Consider the following 20,562-nt stretch of genomic DNA (forward strand, 5'->3'; position numbering starts at 1 on the left):
TCCACTTCTACAACCACGAGCGCCTCCAGACAAAGACTGGCCTGGCTCCGCTCTCGCTTCGCCAGGCCAGTCTTTGATTCGCTTGTTCTACCCCTTGCAGGCCTCTTTTTTGTACTGTCCGCACAATATGGGGCGGTTCAGCAAGCGGAGGCGTTTTATTTCAGGTTGAAATTCGCTTACAGCAGGGGAATACCCGCCTTGGCGCAGGCTTCGCGGGTGGCCTCGTCCCAGACGCTGGCTTGGACTTCGCCGATGTGGGCGCTGCCCAGCAGCAGCATGCACAGCCGGCTCTGGCCGATGCCGCCGCCGATGGTGTAGGGCAGCTCGCCCGCCAGCAGCGCTTTGTGGAAGGGCAGGCTCCGCCGGTCGTCGCAGCCCGCCAGGGTCAGCTGACGGTCCAGGCTCTCGGGGCTGACCCGGATGCCCATGCTGCTCAGCTCATAGCTGCACTGGAGCGGATCGTTCCAGAACAACAGATCGCCGTTCAGCTCCCAGTCGTCGTAGTCGGGGGCCCGGCCGTCGTGGGGCTTGCCGCTGCGCAGTTTGCCGCCGATCTTCATCAGGAAGGTGGTGCCGTGCTCTTTGACAAAGGCGTTCTCCCGCTCCTTCGGAGTCAGGGCCGGGTAGAGGTCCTCCAGCTCCTGGGTGGTGATAAAGGTCACGTTGGGGGTGTGGAGGGGCAGACGCTCCAGCTGGGGGAACATGGCGTGGAGGTTCATCTCGGTGGCACAGACCGCCGCCACAATGCCCCGCACCACGCTCTTGAGATAGTCCAGGTTCCGGTCTTCCTCCCGGATGATCTTCTCCCAGTCCCACTGGTCCACATAGATGGAGTGGAGGTTGTCCAGCTCTTCGTCCCGGCGGATGGCGTTCATGTCGCAGTACAGGCCCTTGCCCGCCCGGAAGTCGTAGTCCTTGAGGGCCTTGCGCTTCCATTTGGCCAGGGACTGAACCACCTGGGCCTCGGTGCCGGTGTCCCGGATGTCAAAGCTGACCTTCCGTTCCACGCCGTTCAAATCGTCGTTCAGGCCGGTGGATGCCTCCAGAAACAGGGGCGCCGAAACGCGGTAGAGGTTCAGGGTAGCGCACAGCGTATCCGCGAACAACCGCTTGACGGTACCGATGGCGCGCTGGGTGTCATAGAGATTCAGCGCGGGCTTATAGCCTTCGGGCAGATAGATCTTGCTCATAATACTTTCCCCTTTATGCGTGATTGCCTCCCCCGGCGGGCGGCCCAAACCGTCCGCCCCGTCCCGCGGGAAGTCTTGCTGAAATTATGGCACAACCCGGCGGGAATGTAAAGAAAAACCAGAAAACTCGGCCCCAAAAACCGCTTTGGAAGGCCTATTCTGGGCCCTTGCCCTTGCAACACGCCGGGCTTGGCGGTATAATCAAACTATCTATACAGGACTGCGGGACCACCCGCAACCACAATAAGGAGAGATCCTCTATGCAGATTTTTAATACCCTCACCCGACAGAAAGAAGAGTTTATCCCCCAGATCCCCGGGGAGTACCGCATCTACGTCTGCGGCCCCACTGTTTACAACTACATCCACATCGGCAACGCCCGCCCCCTCATTGTCTTTGACACCCTGCGCCGCTACCTGGAGTACCGGGGCAACAAGGTGATCTATGTCTCCAATATCACCGATATCGACGATAAGCTGATCACCAAGGCCAAGGAGGAGGGCACCTCCATGAAAGAGGTGGCCCAGCGATTCGAGGCCGAGTACCTCAAGGATGCCGAGGGCCTGAACTGCCGCAAACCCACTGTCCAGCCCCGGGCCACCGAGCACATCGAGCAGATCCTCTCGATTGTCAAGGACCTGATCGACAGCGGCCACGCCTATGTGGCCAAGAACGGCGACGTCTACTTCCGGGTCAAGAGCGACGACGGCTACGGCAAATTGAGCCACCTGAAGCTGGATGATCTGGAGAGCGGCAACCGGGAGCTCCGCAGCCAGATGGACGACGACCTGAAAGAGGACCCCGCCGATTTCGCCGTCTGGAAGGCCGCCAAGCCCGGCGAGCCCGCCTGGGAGAGCCCCTACGGCATGGGCCGTCCCGGCTGGCACATTGAGTGCAGCGCCATGAGCCGCACCCACCTGGGCAAGACCATCGACCTCCACTGCGGCGGCCAGGACCTGATTTTCCCCCACCATGAGAACGAGATCGCCCAGAGCGAGTGCGCCAACGGCTGCACCTTCGCCCGGTACTGGATGCACAACGGCTTTATCAATGTGGACAACCAGAAGATGTCCAAGAGCCTGCACAACTTCTTCACCGTCCGGGATGTGGCCAACGTCTACGGCTACGAGCCCATCCGCTACTTTATGCTGACGGCGGGCTACCGGATGCCCCTGAATTACACCGTGGACCTGATCGAGAGCTGCAAGAACAGCCTGGAGCGGCTCTACACCTGCCGTGAGAATCTGGACTTCGCCCTGGGCAAAGCCGAGTTCGGCACCGATGAGACCCTGAAAGAGAAGGCCGCCGCCGCCAAGCAGAAGTTCTGCACCGCCATGGACGACGACCTGAACACCCCCGACGCCCTGGCCGCGGTCTTTGACCTGGTGAAGGAGATCAACACCCTGTCGGCTTCTTCCAGCAAGGAGGCGCTGGAGTGCGCCGCCGCGGCCTTCGACGAGATCACCGGGGTGCTGGGCCTGCTCTACAACCGCAAGAAGGACGAAGTGCCCGCTGAGGTCACTGCCCTCGTGGAGAAGCGGGCCGCTGCCAAAAAGGCCAAAGACTGGGCCACTGCCGACGCCATCCGGGCCGAGCTGGCCGGGATGGGCTGGGCTGTGAAGGACACCGCCCAGGGTCCCCAGCTCTCCAAACTGTAATATTTTTCCACCGGGACGGCGGTGCCGGGCGGGAATACTGAGATTGCAGGCTGCGCGCCTGGAACGCTGCCTTAAAATAACCGTCTGACGGGGTTTTTGCCCCGCGCGGTTGAATCACGTTATTGACCCTGCCTGTCTTTTGCGGTAAAATAATACTGGTATGAGCGGCGGGCTCCCATGAGCCTCGGCTGCCCCTGGAATACCGAAAACCCAGACCCTGATTACAGGAGGTAACTATGCAGAGCAAAAGAATTATTTCGCTGGTGCTTGCGGTCGTCCTGGCCTGCACGGCGGCCAGTCCGGCTTTTGCAGCGGCATCGAAAACGGTGACCTTCCCGATCCTTTGGAACCAGCAGCAGCTGGGGGAAGAGAACGTTGTGGCTACCATCAAAATCACCGCAGCAAAGAATGCAGTATACGGCTCGCCCCTTGATCTGACCATCACCGCGGACCCTGCCGACACCCAGTATATTGCCGTCGTGATCGGCACCGGCGGCGAAGCCAAGGGCTTTGTCACCCTGATTCTGCCCGAGAAGGTGCGGATCCTGCTGGAGCTGATCCCTCTGCCGGCCAGTATGTCGGCCAGCGTGGAGCGCGCCGCAAACTTTAACCTTTATCAGTACCTCAAGCAGCTGATTGACGGCAGCGACGCCGACGTTCTGCTGCGGGTGGCAGAAGAGCTGACCTCCGTTATGGATGTGCTCCAGTACTATATGCCGTCCCTGGGCGACTTTGTAACCAGCATGAAGCAGGTACTGAAGCTGATCCGCTGGGTTCTGCCCGACAACATGGCCACCCGGATCTATCTGGACGAGCAGCCCACCGACTCGGGTACCTATATGGCCGGCGCGGTGACCCTGGGCGATGACCAGCTCAATACCGCCGGTCTGGCCAGCATCAAAGTGGCTCGCAAGAGCGAGGGCGTGCGGATGTACTGGACCGAGCAGACCCCCGAGGTTATGACGGTGGAGCAGGCCAAAGCGTTCAATTTCAGCGCGGTGACCGAGGACAACGGCACCATCGTGGAGAACAGCAAGGTCAGCTACGTCTACAAGAACAAACCGGGTACGCCCAAGTACAATTCCAGCGTGCCCCCCACGGAGCCTGGCGAGTACAGCCAGACGGCCGAGCTGGGCGGCAACTACAAGGCGGACAACATCGCCCGCAGCTTTAAGATCGTCGCCTGATCTCACAAAAGAATAAAACACCGGCCCTGCGGGAGCGTTCCCGCAGGGCCGGTGTTTTTTATTGTTAGAAGAAAGGTTACCACCAGAACCGGGGCCCGAAGTAGAACCCGCGCCCGCATCCACTGCCGCAGCAGTTGCACAGCAGGTTGAGCAGGATCATGCTCCAGCACCAGCGCATCAGTCCGCCGGGCTGAGAGTAGGTGGTCTGGGTGCGGTAGGTCTGGCCGGGGTTTTGCAGCCGGCTCAGGTGCATCCGGTATTCGGTGTTGTTAGGGTCCATCTGAACCGCCCGGCGGGCGTCCTGCAAGGCGTCGATGCTCTTGCCCAGACCCTGGTAGGCCAGGGAGGACAGATAATACCACCGGGCGTTCCGGTTCTGGATGCTGTCCAGCACCCGGCGTGCCTCCACATACCGCCGGTTGGCGATGAAGTTGCGGGCGGCCTGCATCTCGGGGGTATCGGTGCCCGAATAGCTGGCGCCGGAGGCCTGTTGATAGCCGCCGAACCCGAACCCAAAGCCAAAGGGATCGAATCCGTCAAAGCCGTCGAAACCGCTCTGCTGGCCGTAGTACTGCTGCTGGCTGTATCCGCCGTAGCTGCCATAACTGCCCTGGGCCTGCTGGGGCCCGGTCTCGCCCTTGGTGATGGCGTCGTAGGCAGCCTGGACTTCTTTAAAATGTTCCTCGGCGGTGGGGTCATTGGGGTTCAAATCGGGGTGCCAGCGTTTGCACTGGGCCCGGTATGCTTTCTTGATTTCTTCGTCGCTGGCACCCCGCTGGATGCCGAGCACTTGGTAGGGGTCTTTCATCTGCTTCCTCACGTCTCTATAAAGTCGGCGCACCGGTGGGTGCGCCTGTGTGCGCGGCCGCATTGCCGCAGGTCCTGTTCCCAGCTATCCAGTGTACCGGATCTGGGCCAAAAAATCAAGACAGACCGCGGTCTTTTTGGTCTGGGGGCGCCATTTTGTCCGGGTCTGGGGGATTTTTGCAGTTGTATTTCAGCCACACGCCGGAATACAGGATGTTGCGCAGAAGATCTGCGTCCTCCACGCAGGGCAGCCGCTCAAACCCCCGGGCACAGGCAGAGAGCAAAAGCTCGAAGATCTCCCGCATCTCTTCCTCGTAGCCGGGGGTCTCGCTCAGGGCTTTCAGGGGGTTGTAAGCGCCCCTGCGCTTATCCCGGGGCAGATCGTCGTAGGCGTCCAGAAGATAGATGTATTTGCCCAGATGATAGCCGATGCTCCGCAGCTCAGGGGCCCAGCGATCCTGCTTGTAGTCAAATAGTTCCGCCATCAGCTGCCCGAAGCAGCCCGACACGGCGTCCAGGTCCTCGCTGCCGGCGGCCTCATATTGGGCCAGCTCATCGAGACAGCTGCGGATGGCCTGGCACTGCCGGGGCCAGCGGGCCTCCACGGTTTTCCGCTTTTGCTCCAAAAGTTTCATATAGCCCAGGCCCGCCGGGTTGTGGTCGTCCACCCATTTGTCCTTGGCGTTGTAGTAGTGGAGGGCCAGCCCGATGTCGGCACAATAATCGGTGGGTCCGCTGTACCGCCAGCTTTGTTTCCGGATGGGGTGGACCGGGCAGTGCCCGCACTCCTGGACACAGTCGGTCTCCCCCTCGTACAGGCTGCACAAAAGCAGGTTCAAAAAGGTCAGGTCATAGCTCAACGTCAGCCGCCCGCCAAAACCGTGGAGCGCGCCGATCCGGCGGCAGAGCCCGCAATAGGCGGTGCGGTAACGGGCCTTGGCCTCGTCACTCAGCAGCTGATGGTCGGGGATAATATAGCCGAACATGCCGCGCCCTCAGCTCTTTTTGATGAACTGGGTACCGCACCGGGGGCAGGTGATCTGGATCCGGCCTCGGCCCTTGGGGACCCGCAGCTGCTGGCGGCACTGGGGGCAGCGGTAATAGCGGTGGGTTTTGCGGTCGGCCCACATCTTCTGGTAGCCCCCCAGCCGGCCGGTGAGACGGTCCTTGAGGGTGTAGAATTTATAGTTTTCCTCGGTGCGCTTGGAGATATTCCGGCTGAAGGTGCGGTAGTTGCACCAGACCAAAAGGCCAAAGGCCACCCAGGTGAACAGACCCAGCCGGGTGACCAGGGAAAAGAGCAGCAGAACGATGGAGGAGATGCTCAAAAACTGGTTCAGGGCATCGGTGCCGTAGCGGCCGGCCATAAAACGGCGGAGTTTTTCTTTCATAGCAGTCATAGTTCCTCTTTATCTCGAAATTTCATAATAGTGCGGGGCAGCATCGCCGCCCCGCAAATACCTTCTATGGAATAGTATGCCAGCTGTCCATAAAGAAATTTTGAACAGACTGCAAAACTATCGTTAAAGGACCAAATTTAATCGTCGCTCCGCAGCCGGACGGTGACCGAGACCTGGGCCTCCAGCGCCCCCTCCATCTGACAGTAGAGGGTGGCCCGCCCGGGCCGGCCGGTGGTGGCCAGATAGGTGCCCGCCATGCCGCCCCGCAGGGGAACAACCTCGGGGCCCAAAATCTGGACCGGACCCTCCACCCGCAGGCGGACGGCCTCGCCGCAATAGGGCAGCAGGTTGCCGTTTTGGTCGATGGCCCGCAGGCTGACGGCAGCACAGTCCCAGGTGGGACCGTCGGTCAGGATGGGGTTGAGCACGGTACATTCCAGCCGGACCCGCTGCACCGGCTCCCGGATGACGTAACGGGCCACCCGTCCCCGCCAGACTGCCTCAAAGCGGTAGGTGGCAGCGGGGCTGCCCAGCACCCCGATGTATTTGTAGTAGAGCCGGATCAAATCGTCCCAGTTCATCTTCAGGGTGAAGAGCAGCTGGGTGATCCGGGCCCGCACCAGGGCCGAGGGCTCCATCTGGTCCCGGCGGAGCTGATTGAGGAAGCCTCCCAGCTGGACTGCGTCGGCGTGGGACAGACCCTCGTATTTTTCCAGCAGGGCGCCCACAAAGTCCTGGATCTCAATGGGCGGATGGGCCAGCGCGGCGAACCGTCCCCGGCGCTCGGGGAAGAACTCCGACACCAGGTCGTCCCCCCGGTAGAGCCGGACGCTGTCGGCGTTGGTGAACACCCAGCAGGCCCCCGGGAACCCCGCCGGATGATCGCCGGGGCTCATGGTGGAGGAGACTACCAGAACCACGTCCGAGGGCACCCGGGGCGTTTTCTGGCTGGCAAAGACGGCGGCGGTGAGCTTCTGATTCCGGAACATATCCATGACGCCGTGATAGCAGACCCGGTCCCCGCTGCCGAATTCCTGGTGGGTGTTGTAATCGGCCATGCACCAGCCGAAGCTGCCCGCCACCCCGGGCTGGGCAGCGGCGTCGTTGAGGACCGCCGCATACCGTAGAGCGTGGGCCAGCCGGTGGGGCTCGTCGTCAAAAGGCTTGGCGGGGAACATATGCCCGCCGTATTCGCTGATGAGATAACCTTTCCGGATGTCGGGGGTCACCGCCGACCGGGGCAGACAGGCCGCGCCGTGCCCCGCGTAGGAAAAGTCGTTGAAGGCGTAGACATCCTCCAGCAGCTGGCTCTTTTTGGAGCAGCGCACCCCGCTGGTGGGGCGGGTGGGGTCCAGCCGGTGGGCGGCCTCGTTGGTCTTTTTGTAAAAGGCCTCATCGTCCCGGCTCTCGTTGATCCGCACCCCCCAAAGGAAGATGCTGGGGTGGTTGCGGTACTGGCGGACCATCTCCCGGCAGTTCTGGAGGGCCTGGGCTTTCCAGGTGGCGTCCCCGATGTGCTGCCAGCCCGGGATCTCGGTAAAGACCAGCAGGCCCAGCTCGTCGCAGGCGTCCAGGAAGGCCGGGCTTTGGGGGTAGTGGCTGGTGCGGACGGCGTTGCAGCCCAGCTCCTTTTTCAGGTGGAGGGCGTCCAGCCGCTGGATGCTGTCGGGCATGGCGTACCCCTGGTAGGGGTAGCTCTGGTGCCGGTTGAGACCCCGCAGGGCGATCCGCTCCCCGTTCAGATAGAAGCCCCCCGCCACAAACTGGAGGCTCCGGAACCCGAACCGCACACTTTTTTCGTCCAGTACCCGGTCGGGCAGGCCGCTGGCCGCGGGCCGGATCAGCCGGAGGGTCAGGGTGTAGAGGGTGGGGTGGTCGGGGCTCCAGGGATGGGCCTCGTTCAACGTGCCGGTGATGGGCAGGGCCAGCTCCCCGGGCCAGACCGCCCGGCGGCCGGCGGGGCTGGTGATCTCAGCCTGCAAGGTGCAGCCCACCGTTTCCCCCTCGGCGGCGGAATAGATCCGGAAACTGCCGTCCGCCTCGGCCTGGATAAAGACGTCCCGGAGATAGGCGTTTTCCTTCACGTCCAGCCAGACAGAACGATAGATGCCCCCGTAGGTCAGATAGTCGATCTGGCCGCCGAAGGGCGGGATGTTCAGGTTTTCCCGGCTGTCGCACCGGACGGTGACCACGTTCTGTTCCCCCAGCCGGAGGGCGTTGGTCAGGTTGGCGGTGAACGCCGTGTAGCCGCAGCTGTGGTGGGCCACCCGAAGCCCGTTGCAGAAAACGGTGGCGTCGTGGGCCACCGCCCCAAAGGTGAGCAGGACGGTCCGGCCCTCCCACTCCCGGGGGGCGAAGAATTCCCGCCGGTAACCGCTGACCATCTGATAGTCGTTCTCGTTGCAATAGTTGAAGGGCAGGGTCTTGACGGTGTGAGGGATGCGAACCGGCGTCAATTCCAGCTCCGGGCAGCTGGGGCGGAGCAGTGCCGGGTCGAAAACCGGCGTAAACTGCCAACCGTTGTTCCAGTTGTAATGTTCCATTGACAAATCCCCCCTGTGCACAGCGTGGCGTAAAGTATATCCTTACTTATGCTACCACAAAGTTATGAACGAAAAAAGCGCCCAGGCAGATTTTTTGTGGGAATTTTCGACAAAAAGCCCCGGCCGGAGCCAGCTCCGCCGAGGCTTTGGGAAAGTTATGGACGATGGTTGTGAATCAGGGCCGCCCGATCACCGGATAAAGCTGGTGACAGGCCGGGCGGGGTTGGCCGGATGCTCGATGCCGGCAGCCCGGCCCGCCTCGATGCAGCGGAGCAGCCAGGCCATGTTCCGGCCCAGCTCCCGCATGACGGCGCAGCCCTCCTGGTCCTGGAGCACCTGGTCGGGGTTCGAGCCGTGGACCATGGGCCAGTAGGAGCCGTTCACCAGGGGCATATGGAAGAACTCGGGGTACTTGGCCAGCTGGTCCAGGGTGGCGGTGGTGCCGGCCCGGCGGGCCGAGCAGCAGATGGCGGCGGGCTTGTAGGCCAGGTACCGGCCGCCTGCAAAGGCCAGCCGGTCCATGAAGCTGGTCATGTTGCCGGAGGCCGAGGCATAGTGGACCGGGCTGCCGAAGACAAAGGCGTCGGCGGTCTTGGCCTTCTCGATGGCCTCGTTGACCACCCCGCCAAAGACACAGCCCTCGCCCTTGGCGCAGCCGCGGCAGCCGATGCAGCCGCCCACCGGCTGGCCGCCCACGTGGAGAATCTCGGTGTCGATCCCGGCGGCGTTCAGCTCGGACGCCACCAGGGACAGGGCGGTATAGGTGCAGCCCTCCTTGTGGGGGCTGCCATTGATCAGCAGAACCTTCATCGCATTTTCTCCTTTTCTCCAAAAACCGCGGCAGACCGCGGCGAAATAAAAATGCAGACACAGTACAGTATAGCACACCGCCGTCCGCCGTGCAACGAACCCGCCCTTGACAAGGGGGCGGATTCCTGCGATAATGAATTGATAAAACGTAAGGAAATGGAGGCTGCAATATGCGAGTCGTTGCGGGAGAAGCCCGGGGCAGACGGCTGGAAGCTCTGCCCGGAACGGACGTTACCCGGCCCACCCTCTCACAGGTGAAGGAGGCGATGTTCAGCATCGTGCAGTTCGACCTGCCGGGGGCCCGGGTGCTGGATCTTTATGCGGGCAGCGGCCAGCTGGGCATCGAGGCGCTGTCCCGGGGGGCAGCCCGGTGCGTCTTTCTGGACGCCAGCCGGGAGGCGGTCCGGATCGTGATGGATAACTGCAAGGCCTGCGGCGTGTTCGACCGCAGCCGGGTCAATCTGGGCGAAGCCGCCCGGTATCTCTCGGCCTGCCGCGAACAGTTCGACCTGGCCCTTTTGGACCCGCCTTTCCGCCAGGGGATGCTGGAGCAGATCCTCCCGGCGGTGGACAAGGTCATGGCGCCGGGCGGCATCGTCCTGTGCGAAAGTGAAGTCGGGCTGGTGCTGCCTGCCCAGGCGGGCGGCCTGACCCTGCAAAAGCAATACAAATACGGCAAAGTCCTGCTGTGGAAGTACCTAAAACCCCGGCAGGAGGAACAAAGGGGAGAAGAAGAATGAACGTCAACGAGCTTTTGGACACCATCGAGGACGCGCTGGAAGAGAGCGCAGGGATGCCTTTGTCCGGCGGCAAGCGGATTGTGGACGTGGATCAGATCCGGGATTACCTGGATGAGATCCGGGCCAACCTCCCCGCGGAGCTGCGCCAGGCCCAGGCCATCGTCAACGACCGGGCCCAGATTGTGGACCTGGCCAACGCTCAGGCCAACGCCATCCTCAAGAAGGCGGAGGAGCGGGCACGGATCCTGGTCAGCGAGTCGGAGATCGTCAAAACGGCCCAGCAGCGGGCGGCTGAAATCGTCTCTCAGGCCCAGTCGGAGGCCCGCACCGTCCGCCAGACGGTGACCGATTATTGCGAGACCATGCTCAAGAATACCGAGGAGGTTATGGCGGCCAATGCGGCCCAGGTCAAGAACGTCCGGGCCAACCTCCGCCAGACCGCCAAGAAGTCCGGTCAGTAATTCAAAAAAGTACGTCTGTACAAAAGGCTCTCATCGCGGCGAAGGCTGCGGCGGGGGCCTTTTGTTTTGTCGGAGCGGGTCGATTTTTTATGTGAAAAGAGGGCCAAAAACTATTGAAATCATATGAACCTTTTGTTACAATAAACACATATCAGTGGGGTAAAGCGGTGTAAAGTGGGGTGTAAACCCACTGCCGCGGCCAAAGGAGGGGGCGCCGGTGTTCTTTGGGCGATACGATTGCACCATCGATGCCAAGGGCCGCCTCAATTTTCCGGCCAAATTCCGGGATGCCATGGGCGAGAGCTTTGTGGTGATGGAGTGGCTGGACCGGTGCCTCTTCGCCCTGCCTATGGCTGAGGTGGAAAAGCTGAGCGAGCGACTGGGAGCGGATGAGCTGATGGACAGCTGGGAGATTACCGGCGATCTGTTCAGCACCGCCTGCGAAGTCACCCCGGACAAGCAGGGGCGGATTCTTCTGCCCGCCGAACTGCGCCGCTACGCCGGGCTGGAAAAGTCGGTGACCATCATCGGCAACCGAAGCCACGCCGAACTCTGGGACACCGCCGTCTGGGAGGCCCGCCGCGCTGCGGTGAGCAACGAAGAGCGGGCCCAGCGCCTGCGGCAGCTCCATATCTGATTGAGACGTTGAAAGAAAGGAGGCGGGGCCCATGGCCGACGAAGAACAAATCTCTGGCTTTGACCCGGCCTCGTTTGAGCACGTTCCGGTGCTCTTGCAGGAATGTCTGGAGGGTCTTGCCATCCGTCCGGACGGGATTTATCTGGACGGCACAGCCGGCGGCGCGGGCCACTCCCGCGAGATTGCCCGCCGTCTGGATGCTGCTGCGGGGGGGCGGCTGATCTCCCTGGATCAGGACCCCGACGCGGTCCAAACCGCCACGGCCCGGCTGGCAGGGCTGCCCGCCACCGTGGTGCAGATCAATTTCCGCTATGCGGACCAGGCCCTGGATGCGCTGGGTATTCCCCAGATCAACGGCGCGCTGCTGGACCTGGGGGTCTCGAGCCACCAGCTGGACGATGCCGAGCGGGGTTTTTCCTACCGGGCGGACGCGCCGCTGGATATGCGGATGAGCCAGAGCGGCGAGAGCGCGGCGGATCTGGTCAACACCCTCCCCCGGGAGGAGCTGGCCCGGATCCTGCGGGATTACGGCGAGGAGCCCTACGCCTGGCAGATCGCCGGCAAGATCACCGAGGCCCGGGAACAAGCCCCCATCCAAACCACCCTGGAACTGGCCGAGATTGTGGCCTCGGCTATGCCGCCCGCGGAGCGGCGAAAAAACAAAAACCCTTCCCGGCGTACCTTTCAGGCGCTGCGCATCGCAGTCAACCACGAACTGGACGCGCTGGAGGAAGGTCTGGACACCCTTTTTGAGCGCCTTGCCCCCGGCGGCCGGCTGTGCGTGATCACCTTCCACTCTTTGGAGGACAGGCTGGTCAAGAACAAGTTCCGCCGCTGGTCCACCGCCTGCACCTGCCCGCCGGAGTTTCCGGTCTGTGTGTGCGGCGGAGTGGCCAAAGCAAGGCTGGTCAACCGCAAGCCCATCGAGGCCGGGCGGGACGAACTGGAGCAGAACCGGCGCAGCCGGTCGGCACATCTGCGTGTGCTGGAAAAACTCTGACGCAGACACCATAAAAAAGGAGAGGAACGAACATGGGCCAGGCAGCATATAACTACAATGAGGTACGTCGGCGCAAACCCCGCCCCCAGCCCGCGCGGAAGGCAAATCTGCGGGTAGAAAAAGGCGGAAAACGTCGGCTGACCCCGCTGCAGGCGGCGATGCAGCACGTGATGCACATCCTTTCGCTCGGGCTTCTGGTGGGCTTCGCAGTAGGCCTGCTTTGGAGCGAGGCCCAGATTGTGGAACTGAGCTCGGAGATCCGTTCGGCAAAGGCGACTTTGCTGTCGGAGCAGAGCCAGAACGACTATTACACCAACACCCTGGACAGCCAGACCAACATCACCAACGTCGAGGAGGCCGCCGGCCGCCTGGGCCTGATGAAGCTGGACGAGAGCCAGGTGACCTACATCCGCCTGAACAGCGAGAGCGTTCTGGTGCGCAAGGAGTCCGCCGTACAGAAATGGACGGATTTCCTCCATGCAGGGGCACTGACCCTGGTGGGCACGCTGAACGGCGCGGACTAACGAAAACGGATCGGAAAGCGTGCGGCAGCGCACGCTTTTTCGGTTTTTGCAGGAGAGTACAATGGATTCCAGATCACCCCACAACACCCCCCGCCGCCCGGGCTATCGCCTGCGGCGGCCTTCTCAGCAGGCCCGTCTGCCCTCGAAAAACCGGCGGCTCGGGTATTTTGTCTCGATTGGGGCTGTGCTGCTGGCCACCGTCATTGTGGTGCGCAGCCTGTATATCATCCAGATCCGGGACGGCGAAATGTACAGCCGGTATGCCAGCAGCCAGCAGCTGCTGGATTTGACCATCGAGGCCAACCGGGGCGAGATCTACGACGCCACCGGCAAAACCCTGGTTTCGACCAACGTGGTGTGGAACATCTGGTGCGACCCCAGTTACAGCACGGCCCTTTATACCAGCCAGACCCTTGAGAGCGTGGACGAGGCTACCGGCGAGATCGTGAGCAGCACCGTCCGCACCCTCAACGAAGCGGCCTGCGCCGAGATCAGCCGGGAGCTGACGCTGCGGCTGCTCTCGGGGGATGGCGTCAGCCTGGACAAGGTGGACACCACCAGCGAGGCCTACCTCAGCCAGTACGAGAGCATCTACAACATGCTCTCCAAGATCGACAGCCAGTACCAGACCCTGGCCGTCAAGGTCAACAACGCCGTCAAGGACTCCATCGTCCAGTTTGCCGAGGAGTACAGCGAGAAAAACCGCCGCCTCTCCCTGGACGCCAGCCGCACCTGGCAGCGCAGTTACCCCTACGGGGCCTTTGCGGCCTCGGTGCTGGGCTTCTGCAACGCCGACGGCGAGGGCTTTTACGGCCTGGAGAAATCCTACGAGTCGGTGCTGGCCGGTGTGGACGGCCGGACGGTGACCATCCGCAACGCCTGGGGCAACGCCATCGCCGACAGCAGTGCTACCACCTTTGAGGCCAAGGACGGCGACAACCTGATCCTCTCCCTGGACGCCACCGTTCAGGAGATCGTAGAACGGTACCTCAACGAGGCCATCGCCGCCAACGACGTGGAAAACCGGGGCTGCGCCATCGTCATGGACGTCAACACCGGCGCCATTCTGGCCATGGCCAGCAAACCGGATTTCGATCCCAATGACCCCAACAGCTACGAGGCCAATCTGGCCTACCTCCAGGAACTGCTGTGCGCCGAGCCGGAGCTGTATGAGCAGTACGGCATCTTCCTCCAGAATGAGGATGGGACTTACGTCCTGGACGAGAACGGCGACCGGGTTCTGGACCCGGAGGCCGACTGTTCGGGCTATTTCCGGGACATTCAGTGGAAGAATAAGAACATCACCGAGCTGTACTACCCCGGAAGCGTCTTCAAAGTGATTACCGCGGCCATGGGGGTGGACTCGGGCAATGCCAACTATAACACCACCCTCAACTGCTCGGGCGCCTACGCGGTTGCCAAGGAGACCTACCGCTGCGCGGGCCGCAAGTCCCACGGGGACCAGAACCTGGCCGAGGCTCTGCGCAACAGCTGCAATATCTACTTCATCCAGCTGGGCCAGCGGCTGGGCAGTTCCTTGTTCTACGATTACTTCAAGTCCTTCGGTTTCACCGAGCGCACCGGCGTAGACCTGCCCAACGAAACCGGCTATATGCAGTACTACACCGACCAGAATATGGGCGAGGTGGAGCTGGCCTCCTCGGCCTTCGGTCAGGCTATGGCCATCACCCCGCTCCAGACCTGTACCGCCATCGCGGCCTGCGTTAACGGCGGATATCTGGTCACCCCCCATGTGGTGGACCGGATCGTAGACAACAACGGCAACGTGGTCCAGGAGATCGGCGCCAACGTCCGCCGCCAGGTCATCAGCGAGAGCGCCAGTGAGACCATGCGCCAGATCATGGAGTATGAGGTGGGCGGCGGCACCATCACCGCCGGCGGCTACCGGGCCTATGTGGCGGGCTACCGCATCGGCGGCAAGTCCGGCACCTCGGAGCTTCTGAACATGGAGCGCCGCGCCGACGGTGACTACAAGAAGGCCGCCTCCTTTGTGGCAGTTCTGCCCGCCGACGACCCCGAGATCCTGGTCTATGTGATGCTGGACGACCCCAACAACGCCCGGACCGACTACTCCTCCATGCTGGCCGCCCCTGTGGTGGGCAACATCATCAGTGAAGTTGCCCCCTATCTGGGCCTGCCCACCGACGGAACGGACCGGAGCCAGACCGAGTATAAAGTGCCCAACCTCATCGGCAAGGAGTGGAGCAACGCCCAGGTGGATCTGAACATCCTGGGCCTCAAGCACCGGCTGATGGAGAGCACCACCGACAACACCGGCGCCCTGGTGACCTACCAGTACCCGACGGCGGGCACCAAGGTACTGGGCGGCACCTCGATTTACCTCTACACCGAGGGCACGTCGGGCAGCCTGACCCAGGTGCCGGATCTGACCGGCAAGAGCGCCGACTTTGCCCGGCAGATGCTGACCGCGGCGGACCTGAACTGTGTGGTTCAGGGAACGGGCCTGGTCCAGAGCCAGAGCGTCGAGCCGGGGTCCAGCGTCCAGCGGGGCACCATTGTCACCCTGATCTGCGGCGATACAGCCGCCGCAGAACCTCAGCCCGCCGGCTGAGCCGAACAACGACAACCACCCAAAAGAAGATAGAACGAAACAACCGGAGAGGAAAGGAGAACCACGCAATGGAACAGATTTTGGCAAAAACGCTCTTGGCCGGCTTTGAAGCTGCCCCCGCCATCCCGGAGGGGCAGATGATCCGTTTTGTGACCACCGACAGCCGCCAGGTGGGCCCCGACTGCGTGTTCGTGGCCTTCCCGGGGGAGAAATTCGACGGCCATGATTTCGCCGCAGCCGCCTTGGAAGCGGGGGCCGCCTATGTGGTGCTCAACCACCCGGTGGAGGGGGTCCCGGCGGAGAAAACCATCCTCTGCCCGGACAGCTACCAGGCCATGATGCGGATGGGCGCCAACTACCGGGCCCAGTTCTCCCCCAAGGTGATCGGCGTCACCGGCAGCGTGGGCAAGACCACCACCAAGGAGTTCTGCGCCGCGGTGTTCAGCGGCTTCGGCAACACCATCAAGACCGAGGGCAACCAGAACAACGAGCTGGGCCTGCCCCGGACCCTCTTCCAGATCGGCCCCGACACCGAGTACGCCGTGGTGGAGATGGGGATGAGCCACGCCGGCGAGATCGACCGGCTGGCCCGCTGCGCCAAACCCGACGCGGGGATTATCACCTGCATCGGCGTATCCCATATCGAGAACCTGGGCAGCCGGGAAAATATCTGCAAAGCAAAGCTGGAGATCTGCGCCGGTCTGCCCGAGGGCGCGCCCCTGGTGCTCAACTACGACGATGAGTATCTGCGGAAAGCCCAGCTGCCTGCCCACGTCCAGCCGGTCTGGTACAGCCTGACCAGCGGCGAGGCGGATGTCTCCGCCTCCGCCATCCGGCAGGAAGAGGACGGCATGAGCTTTTTGGTGGACGACCAGGACAACGGCTGCTTTATGATCCACATTCCCGCCCTGGGCCGGCACAACGTGGCCAACGCCTTGGCGGCCTACTGCGTGGCCACCCGGCTGGGCCTGCCCGCCCGGCAGGTGATCCAGGAGCTGAAAAACTTCCGGCAGACCGGCATGCGTCAGCGGGTGGTGGACAGCCATGGGGTCAAGGTGATCGAGGACTGCTACAACGCTAACCCGGATAGTATGCGGGCGGCACTGGAAATGTTCCGGGACTTCCCCTGCCAGCGGCGGTTCGCCCTGCTGGGGGATATGCTGGAACTGGGTGAGATCAGCCGGGCCGAGCACGAGGAGCTGGGCCGGCTGGCGGCTGTCAGCAACTTAGAAGCCCTGGTCACCTACGGCGAGCAGGCCCAGCGCACCGCCGTGACCGCGGCGGCCAAGGGGCTGCGCACCGTCTACGCCCATAACTATGAAGAAGCCGCCGAGGCCCTGCTGCGGCAGGTGCACCCGGGGGATGCGGTGCTGGTCAAGGCCAGCCGGGGCATGGCCCTGGAAAAAGTCCTGGAGATCTTCTATATGGAGCGGGACGCCGCTGCCCTGGGCAACTAATACCAAGATTCGGAGAGAGATCCTATGATTCGTTTTGCCTTGGTCGTCGCCTCGACCCTGGGGTTTTTCCTCACGGCGGCGATCGGGAATTTAATGGTCCCCCTGCTCCGGGCGCTGAGCCGCCCCCACCAGGAAGGACAGAAAGAGCCGGTTCAGCCCAGCCCGGGCTGGAGCCCCCAAGAGCACGGCGTGCCCACGTTGGGCGGGCTGTGCTTCATGACCGGGACCTTGGCCGCGGTGGGCATGGGCTGGACGGTGGTCTGCCTGTTGCAGCCCGAGCTTTTGGGCGACGGCAGCCAGATGACCACCCGGCTGCTGCTGATGCTGGGCGGGGCCTTCGCCTTTGGGGCGGTGGGCCTGGCGGACGATCTGGCCCGCCTGCGCCCGCCTCAGATTCTGGGTCTGCGCACCGGGACCCGGTTGGCCCTGGAACTGGCTGCCGCTGTGGGAGTAGTGCTGGCCCTCTACACCAGCGAATGTCTGCCCACCGGCTGGGCTTGGCCGGGGCTGGGCTATCTTGAGCTGGGCGCCGGGGCCGGGCCGGTATGGGCGGCGCTGCTGGTGGCTCTGGCCGAGTCGGCCCGCTGCCTCAACGGCCCCGACGGGGTGTGCAGCGGGGCGGCCTTTGTGGCCATGCTGGGCCTTATGAGCACCATGACCTTGCTGGGGTATTTCCCCCTGGCGGTGCTTCCGGCGGCTCTGGCTGGGGCATTGATGGCTTTCCTGCTCTGGAATTTCCCCCCCGCGCGGCTTCTGCCCGGGATGACCGGGTGTTTGTTCCTGGCCGGCGGGGTGGGCTGTGTTCCCCTGGCCATCGGGCGGCCGGCCCTGATCCTGGCGCTGGGGCTGCCCTTCTTCGCGGCGGGGGCCCTGGAGCTGGCCCAGACCCTCTGGCGCAGGCTGGCCCACAAGGCGCTGTTCCCGGTCTGGCCGCTGGAACGCTGGCTGGAGCGCCGGGGTCTAAGGCCCGAAACGGTATTTTGTCTCTTCTGCGGGCTGGCGGTCTGCGGGCTGGTGCTGGCAATGCAGCTGGCCCGGCTGGGCTGAGCCCCGCGATTCTACCCTGAAAGCGAAAGGCAGGAAAAAGATCCATGGCGGTTGCAAAACGAAAACAACAGGCTCCCGGACCAATCTTTCAGCGGGACCCCGGCCCCTGGAACGGGCTGATCCTCAGCTGGCTGGCCACCCTGGCGTTGATTTTGGTGTTTGGTCTGGTGATGCTCTTCAGCGCCAGCTACACCACCGGTTATCTGCGGATGGGGGATGCCTATCACTATATCAAGTCCCAGGTCTTCTGCGCCTTGATCGGCGTGGGGGCCATGTGGGTGTTTTCCCACCTGAACCTCCGGTTTGTCCGCAGCCTGGTCTGGGTGGGGTATCTGCTCAGTCTGGTGCTGCTGGTGGTGGTGCTCTTCTGCCCGCCCCTCAACGGCTGCCGGCGGTGGATCAACCTCAAGGGTCTGCCCACCTTCCAGGTTTCGGAGATGGTCAAATTTGAGATGATCTTGCTCACGGCCCACATCGCCTGCAACACCCCCCAGCTGGAGCGGCAGGGCCTGGGCAAAACCAGCGGCAATTTCGGCCAGTGGCTCTACCAAAAGGTGGTGCGGGAGCTGATGATTCCGCTGCTGCCCCTGGTCCCGGTGGTCCTGCTGCTGGCTCTCGAGCCCCATATGTCCGGCATTGTGCTGATGTGTGCCATTGTGGGCACCATCCTGCTGCTCAACGGCAGCGGCGGCATCGTCACTTACATCGGCGCAGGCAGCGCCATTCTGCTGCTGGAGACGGTGCTCCAGCACATTGATTCCATCCCTTACCTGCAAACCCGTCTGGACGGCTGGACCCAGGATCTGACCAAGATGACCGACCAGACCCTCCAGAGCCTCTACGCCATCGGCTCGGGGGGCCTCACCGGCCTGGGCCTCGGCAACAGCGTGGAAAAACAGCTCTGGCTGCCCGAGTGCACCAACGACTTTATCTTCAGCGTGGTCTGCGAGGAGCTGGGCTTTATCGGGGCCCTGGCGGTGATCGTCCTGTTTGTGCTCTTTTTGGTGCAGGGGCTGATCATCTCCTTTGAGGCGTCGGACCGGTTCAGCACCCTGGTGGGGGTGGGCATTATGGCCCAGGTGGGCTGGCAGGTGTTCTGCAACGTGGCGGTTGTCACCAACACCCTGCCCAACACCGGCATCAGCCTGCCCTTCTTCTCCTCGGGCGGCACCAGTTTGGTGCTGCTGATGGCGGAGATGGGCCTGATCGTCAACATTGGACGCAACGGGGTGCGGGCGGCCGAAAAACGGGCCCAGGCCCGGGCAGAGTGGGAGGCCAAACACGCCCCCATTGTGCTGGATACCGCCCGCCGCGCCCGCACCGACCCGTAACATCTGCGGGAGGATAGAGGAGGAACCATCATGCGTGTATTGATTGCTGCCGGCGGCACAGCCGGCCACATTAACCCGGCGCTGGCCATTGCCGGCGCCCTCAAAGAGGCCGACCCCACCGCCGAGATCCATTTTGCGGGGCGGCAGGAGGGGATGGAGTACCGTCTGGTGACCCAGGCGGGCTACCCCTTCCACCACATCGAGATCACCGGCTTTCAGCGGCGGCTCTCTTTGGAGAACGTCCGCCGCAACCTCATCACCCTGTGGAACCTGGCCCTCTCGGGGCCCAAGACCCGGGCGATCCTGCGGGAGGTGGAGCCGGACCTGGTGATCGGCTGCGGCGGTTACGTCTCCGGCCCGGTGGTGCGGGGCGCCGCCCGGAAGGGGATCAAGACCGCTATCCACGAACAGAACGCCTTCCCCGGTGTGACCAACAAGCTGCTGGCCAAGGACGTGGACGTGGCGTTCGCGGCGGTGCCTGCGGCGGTGGAGCGGCTGGGCGCGCCGGATAAAACCCTGGTGGTGGGCAACCCCGTCCGCCCCGAGGTCTTTGCATGGGCCGCCCGCCGGGCCGAGGCCCGGGCCAAACTGGGGGCAGGGGACCGGACGGTGATTCTCTCCTTTGGCGGCAGCCTGGGAGCCCGGCGGATCAACGAGGTGGTGGCCGACCTCTGCGCCTGGGAACAGAAAAATAAGAAGAACGTCCTCCACCTCCACGCCACCGGCCAGTACGGCGTGGAGCTGTTCCAGCAGCTGGAAAAAGAAAAAGGCTTCTCCCGTGGGGAAAACCTGAGCGTTCAGGAGTACATCAACAATATGCCCGAGCTGCTGGCGGCGGCAGACCTGGTCATCAGCCGGGCCGGAGCCCTGACCCTGGCCGAGCTGGAGGCCGCAGGCCGGGCGGCGGTGTTGATCCCCAGCCCCAACGTGGCCGAGAACCACCAGTATTACAACGCCCTGGAACTGGAAAAACAGGACGCCGCAGTAGTCATCGAGGAAAAACATCTGACCGGCGAAAAGCTGGTGGAGACCGTCTCGGAGCTGCTGGCCGAGCCCGGCAAGCTGAACCGGATGGGCCAGAATGCCCGCAGCCTCTCGGTGGACGACAGCCTTAAACGGATCACCACCCGGCTGCTGGGCCTGGTGCGTCAGCCGTAAAACCCTTAAATCGACAAAG

At 63.0% G+C, this 20,562-nt stretch carries 18 protein-coding genes; 12 read left to right on the forward strand and 6 right to left on the reverse strand.

The genetic code is table 11. The features are described from left to right. Positions 1-176: 176 nt before the first annotated feature. Positions 177-1,190: an aspartate--ammonia ligase gene (gene asnA / locus JCM17207_RS02390; RefSeq protein ID WP_238316072.1), complete on the reverse strand. Its 1,014-nt coding sequence runs from the start codon at positions 1,188-1,190 to the stop codon at positions 177-179. A 260-nt stretch (positions 1,191-1,450) separates the two neighbouring features. Between asnA and cysS the strand changes: the two genes are divergently transcribed. Then, positions 1,451-2,848, forward strand: a complete 1,398-nt coding sequence (gene cysS, locus JCM17207_RS02395) for a cysteine--tRNA ligase (protein ID WP_238316074.1) — start codon at positions 1,451-1,453, stop codon at positions 2,846-2,848. Between the two features lie 236 nt (positions 2,849-3,084). After that, positions 3,085-4,035 (forward strand): hypothetical protein, encoded by a 951-nt coding sequence (locus tag JCM17207_RS02400; RefSeq protein ID WP_238316075.1) that lies wholly within the window; start codon positions 3,085-3,087, stop codon positions 4,033-4,035. A 76-nt stretch (positions 4,036-4,111) separates the two neighbouring features. On the opposite strand, the gene JCM17207_RS02405 is transcribed toward JCM17207_RS02400, so the two are convergent. From JCM17207_RS02405 to JCM17207_RS02425, 5 genes are all read right to left on the reverse strand, one after another. Next, positions 4,112-4,843, reverse strand: a complete 732-nt coding sequence (locus JCM17207_RS02405) for a J domain-containing protein (protein ID WP_238316076.1) — start codon at positions 4,841-4,843, stop codon at positions 4,112-4,114. 115 nt (positions 4,844-4,958) lie between these two features. Further along, entirely contained in the window at positions 4,959-5,828 is an 870-nt protein-coding gene (locus JCM17207_RS02410) for a DUF5685 family protein (protein ID WP_238316077.1), read from the reverse strand. 9 nt (positions 5,829-5,837) lie between these two features. Next, positions 5,838-6,233: a hypothetical protein gene (locus JCM17207_RS02415; RefSeq protein ID WP_238316078.1), complete on the reverse strand. Its 396-nt coding sequence runs from the start codon at positions 6,231-6,233 to the stop codon at positions 5,838-5,840. 146 nt (positions 6,234-6,379) lie between these two features. Beyond that, on the reverse strand, positions 6,380-8,785 hold the full coding sequence (locus JCM17207_RS02420) for a glycoside hydrolase family 2 protein (RefSeq protein WP_238316079.1): 2,406 nt from the start codon (positions 8,783-8,785) through the stop codon (positions 6,380-6,382). A 189-nt stretch (positions 8,786-8,974) separates the two neighbouring features. Next, on the reverse strand, positions 8,975-9,595 hold the full coding sequence (locus tag JCM17207_RS02425; protein WP_238316080.1) for a flavodoxin family protein: 621 nt from the start codon (positions 9,593-9,595) through the stop codon (positions 8,975-8,977). 170 nt (positions 9,596-9,765) lie between these two features. Between JCM17207_RS02425 and rsmD the strand changes: the two genes are divergently transcribed. From rsmD to murG, 10 genes are all read left to right on the forward strand, one after another. Continuing rightward, a complete protein-coding gene (gene rsmD, locus JCM17207_RS02430) occupies positions 9,766-10,335 on the forward strand; it encodes a 16S rRNA (guanine(966)-N(2))-methyltransferase RsmD (protein ID WP_238316081.1) in 570 nt (189 codons plus the stop codon). Then, positions 10,332-10,796, forward strand: a complete 465-nt coding sequence (locus tag JCM17207_RS02435; protein WP_238316082.1) for an ATPase — start codon at positions 10,332-10,334, stop codon at positions 10,794-10,796. The genes rsmD and JCM17207_RS02435 overlap by 4 nt, the downstream gene beginning before the upstream one ends. A 217-nt stretch (positions 10,797-11,013) precedes the next feature. Then, complete coding sequence (mraZ, locus tag JCM17207_RS02440; protein ID WP_238316083.1) at positions 11,014-11,433, forward strand: division/cell wall cluster transcriptional repressor MraZ; 420 nt, start codon at positions 11,014-11,016, stop codon at positions 11,431-11,433. A gap of 31 nt (positions 11,434-11,464) precedes the next feature. Then, positions 11,465-12,433: a 16S rRNA (cytosine(1402)-N(4))-methyltransferase RsmH gene (rsmH, locus tag JCM17207_RS02445; RefSeq protein ID WP_238316084.1), complete on the forward strand. Its 969-nt coding sequence runs from the start codon at positions 11,465-11,467 to the stop codon at positions 12,431-12,433. A gap of 32 nt (positions 12,434-12,465) precedes the next feature. Then, positions 12,466-12,957 carry a cell division protein FtsL gene (locus tag JCM17207_RS02450; RefSeq protein WP_238316085.1) on the forward strand — a complete coding sequence of 164 codons (492 nt, stop codon included), beginning with the start codon at positions 12,466-12,468 and terminating at the stop codon, positions 12,955-12,957. Positions 12,958-13,018: 61 nt separating this feature from the next. Next, on the forward strand, positions 13,019-15,550 hold the full coding sequence (locus JCM17207_RS02455) for a peptidoglycan D,D-transpeptidase FtsI family protein (RefSeq protein WP_238316086.1): 2,532 nt from the start codon (positions 13,019-13,021) through the stop codon (positions 15,548-15,550). A 68-nt stretch (positions 15,551-15,618) separates the two neighbouring features. Next, entirely contained in the window at positions 15,619-17,007 is a 1,389-nt protein-coding gene (locus JCM17207_RS02460) for a UDP-N-acetylmuramoyl-tripeptide--D-alanyl-D-alanine ligase (RefSeq protein ID WP_238316087.1), read from the forward strand. Between the two features lie 24 nt (positions 17,008-17,031). Continuing rightward, positions 17,032-18,054 carry an MraY family glycosyltransferase gene (locus tag JCM17207_RS02465; RefSeq protein WP_238316088.1) on the forward strand — a complete coding sequence of 341 codons (1,023 nt, stop codon included), beginning with the start codon at positions 17,032-17,034 and terminating at the stop codon, positions 18,052-18,054. 44 nt (positions 18,055-18,098) lie between these two features. Continuing rightward, positions 18,099-19,385 (forward strand): FtsW/RodA/SpoVE family cell cycle protein, encoded by a 1,287-nt coding sequence (locus JCM17207_RS02470; protein WP_238316089.1) that lies wholly within the window; start codon positions 18,099-18,101, stop codon positions 19,383-19,385. 30 nt (positions 19,386-19,415) lie between these two features. Next, entirely contained in the window at positions 19,416-20,543 is a 1,128-nt protein-coding gene (gene murG / locus JCM17207_RS02475; protein ID WP_238316090.1) for an undecaprenyldiphospho-muramoylpentapeptide beta-N-acetylglucosaminyltransferase, read from the forward strand. Positions 20,544-20,562: the final 19 nt, after the last annotated feature.

Origin of the sequence: Faecalibacterium gallinarum, assembly GCF_022180365.1 — a bacterium.
GTDB classification, from domain to species: Bacteria; Bacillota; Clostridia; order Oscillospirales; family Ruminococcaceae; genus Faecalibacterium; species Faecalibacterium gallinarum.

Bases quoted from the DNA above. Each gene is read 5' to 3' on its own strand.
- JCM17207_RS02410 (WP_238316077.1), bottom strand. From the start codon at position 5,828: ATGTTCGGCTATATTATCCCCGACCATCAGCTGCTGAGTGACGAGGCC.
- cysS (WP_238316074.1), top strand. From the start codon at position 1,451: ATGCAGATTTTTAATACCCTCACCCGACAGAAAGAAGAGTTTATCCCC.
- JCM17207_RS02400 (WP_238316075.1), top strand. From the start codon at position 3,085: ATGCAGAGCAAAAGAATTATTTCGCTGGTGCTTGCGGTCGTCCTGGCC.
- JCM17207_RS02450 (WP_238316085.1), top strand. From the start codon at position 12,466: ATGGGCCAGGCAGCATATAACTACAATGAGGTACGTCGGCGCAAACCC.
- JCM17207_RS02455 (WP_238316086.1), top strand. From the start codon at position 13,019: ATGGATTCCAGATCACCCCACAACACCCCCCGCCGCCCGGGCTATCGC.
- JCM17207_RS02415 (WP_238316078.1), bottom strand. From the start codon at position 6,233: ATGAAAGAAAAACTCCGCCGTTTTATGGCCGGCCGCTACGGCACCGAT.
- JCM17207_RS02435 (WP_238316082.1), top strand. From the start codon at position 10,332: ATGAACGTCAACGAGCTTTTGGACACCATCGAGGACGCGCTGGAAGAG.
- JCM17207_RS02405 (WP_238316076.1), bottom strand. From the start codon at position 4,843: ATGAAAGACCCCTACCAAGTGCTCGGCATCCAGCGGGGTGCCAGCGAC.
- rsmD (WP_238316081.1), top strand. From the start codon at position 9,766: ATGCGAGTCGTTGCGGGAGAAGCCCGGGGCAGACGGCTGGAAGCTCTG.
- asnA (WP_238316072.1), bottom strand. From the start codon at position 1,190: ATGAGCAAGATCTATCTGCCCGAAGGCTATAAGCCCGCGCTGAATCTC.
- JCM17207_RS02470 (WP_238316089.1), top strand. From the start codon at position 18,099: ATGGCGGTTGCAAAACGAAAACAACAGGCTCCCGGACCAATCTTTCAG.
- murG (WP_238316090.1), top strand. From the start codon at position 19,416: ATGCGTGTATTGATTGCTGCCGGCGGCACAGCCGGCCACATTAACCCG.
- JCM17207_RS02465 (WP_238316088.1), top strand. From the start codon at position 17,032: ATGATTCGTTTTGCCTTGGTCGTCGCCTCGACCCTGGGGTTTTTCCTC.
- rsmH (WP_238316084.1), top strand. From the start codon at position 11,465: ATGGCCGACGAAGAACAAATCTCTGGCTTTGACCCGGCCTCGTTTGAG.
- JCM17207_RS02425 (WP_238316080.1), bottom strand. From the start codon at position 9,595: ATGAAGGTTCTGCTGATCAATGGCAGCCCCCACAAGGAGGGCTGCACC.
- JCM17207_RS02460 (WP_238316087.1), top strand. From the start codon at position 15,619: ATGGAACAGATTTTGGCAAAAACGCTCTTGGCCGGCTTTGAAGCTGCC.
- JCM17207_RS02420 (WP_238316079.1), bottom strand. From the start codon at position 8,785: ATGGAACATTACAACTGGAACAACGGTTGGCAGTTTACGCCGGTTTTC.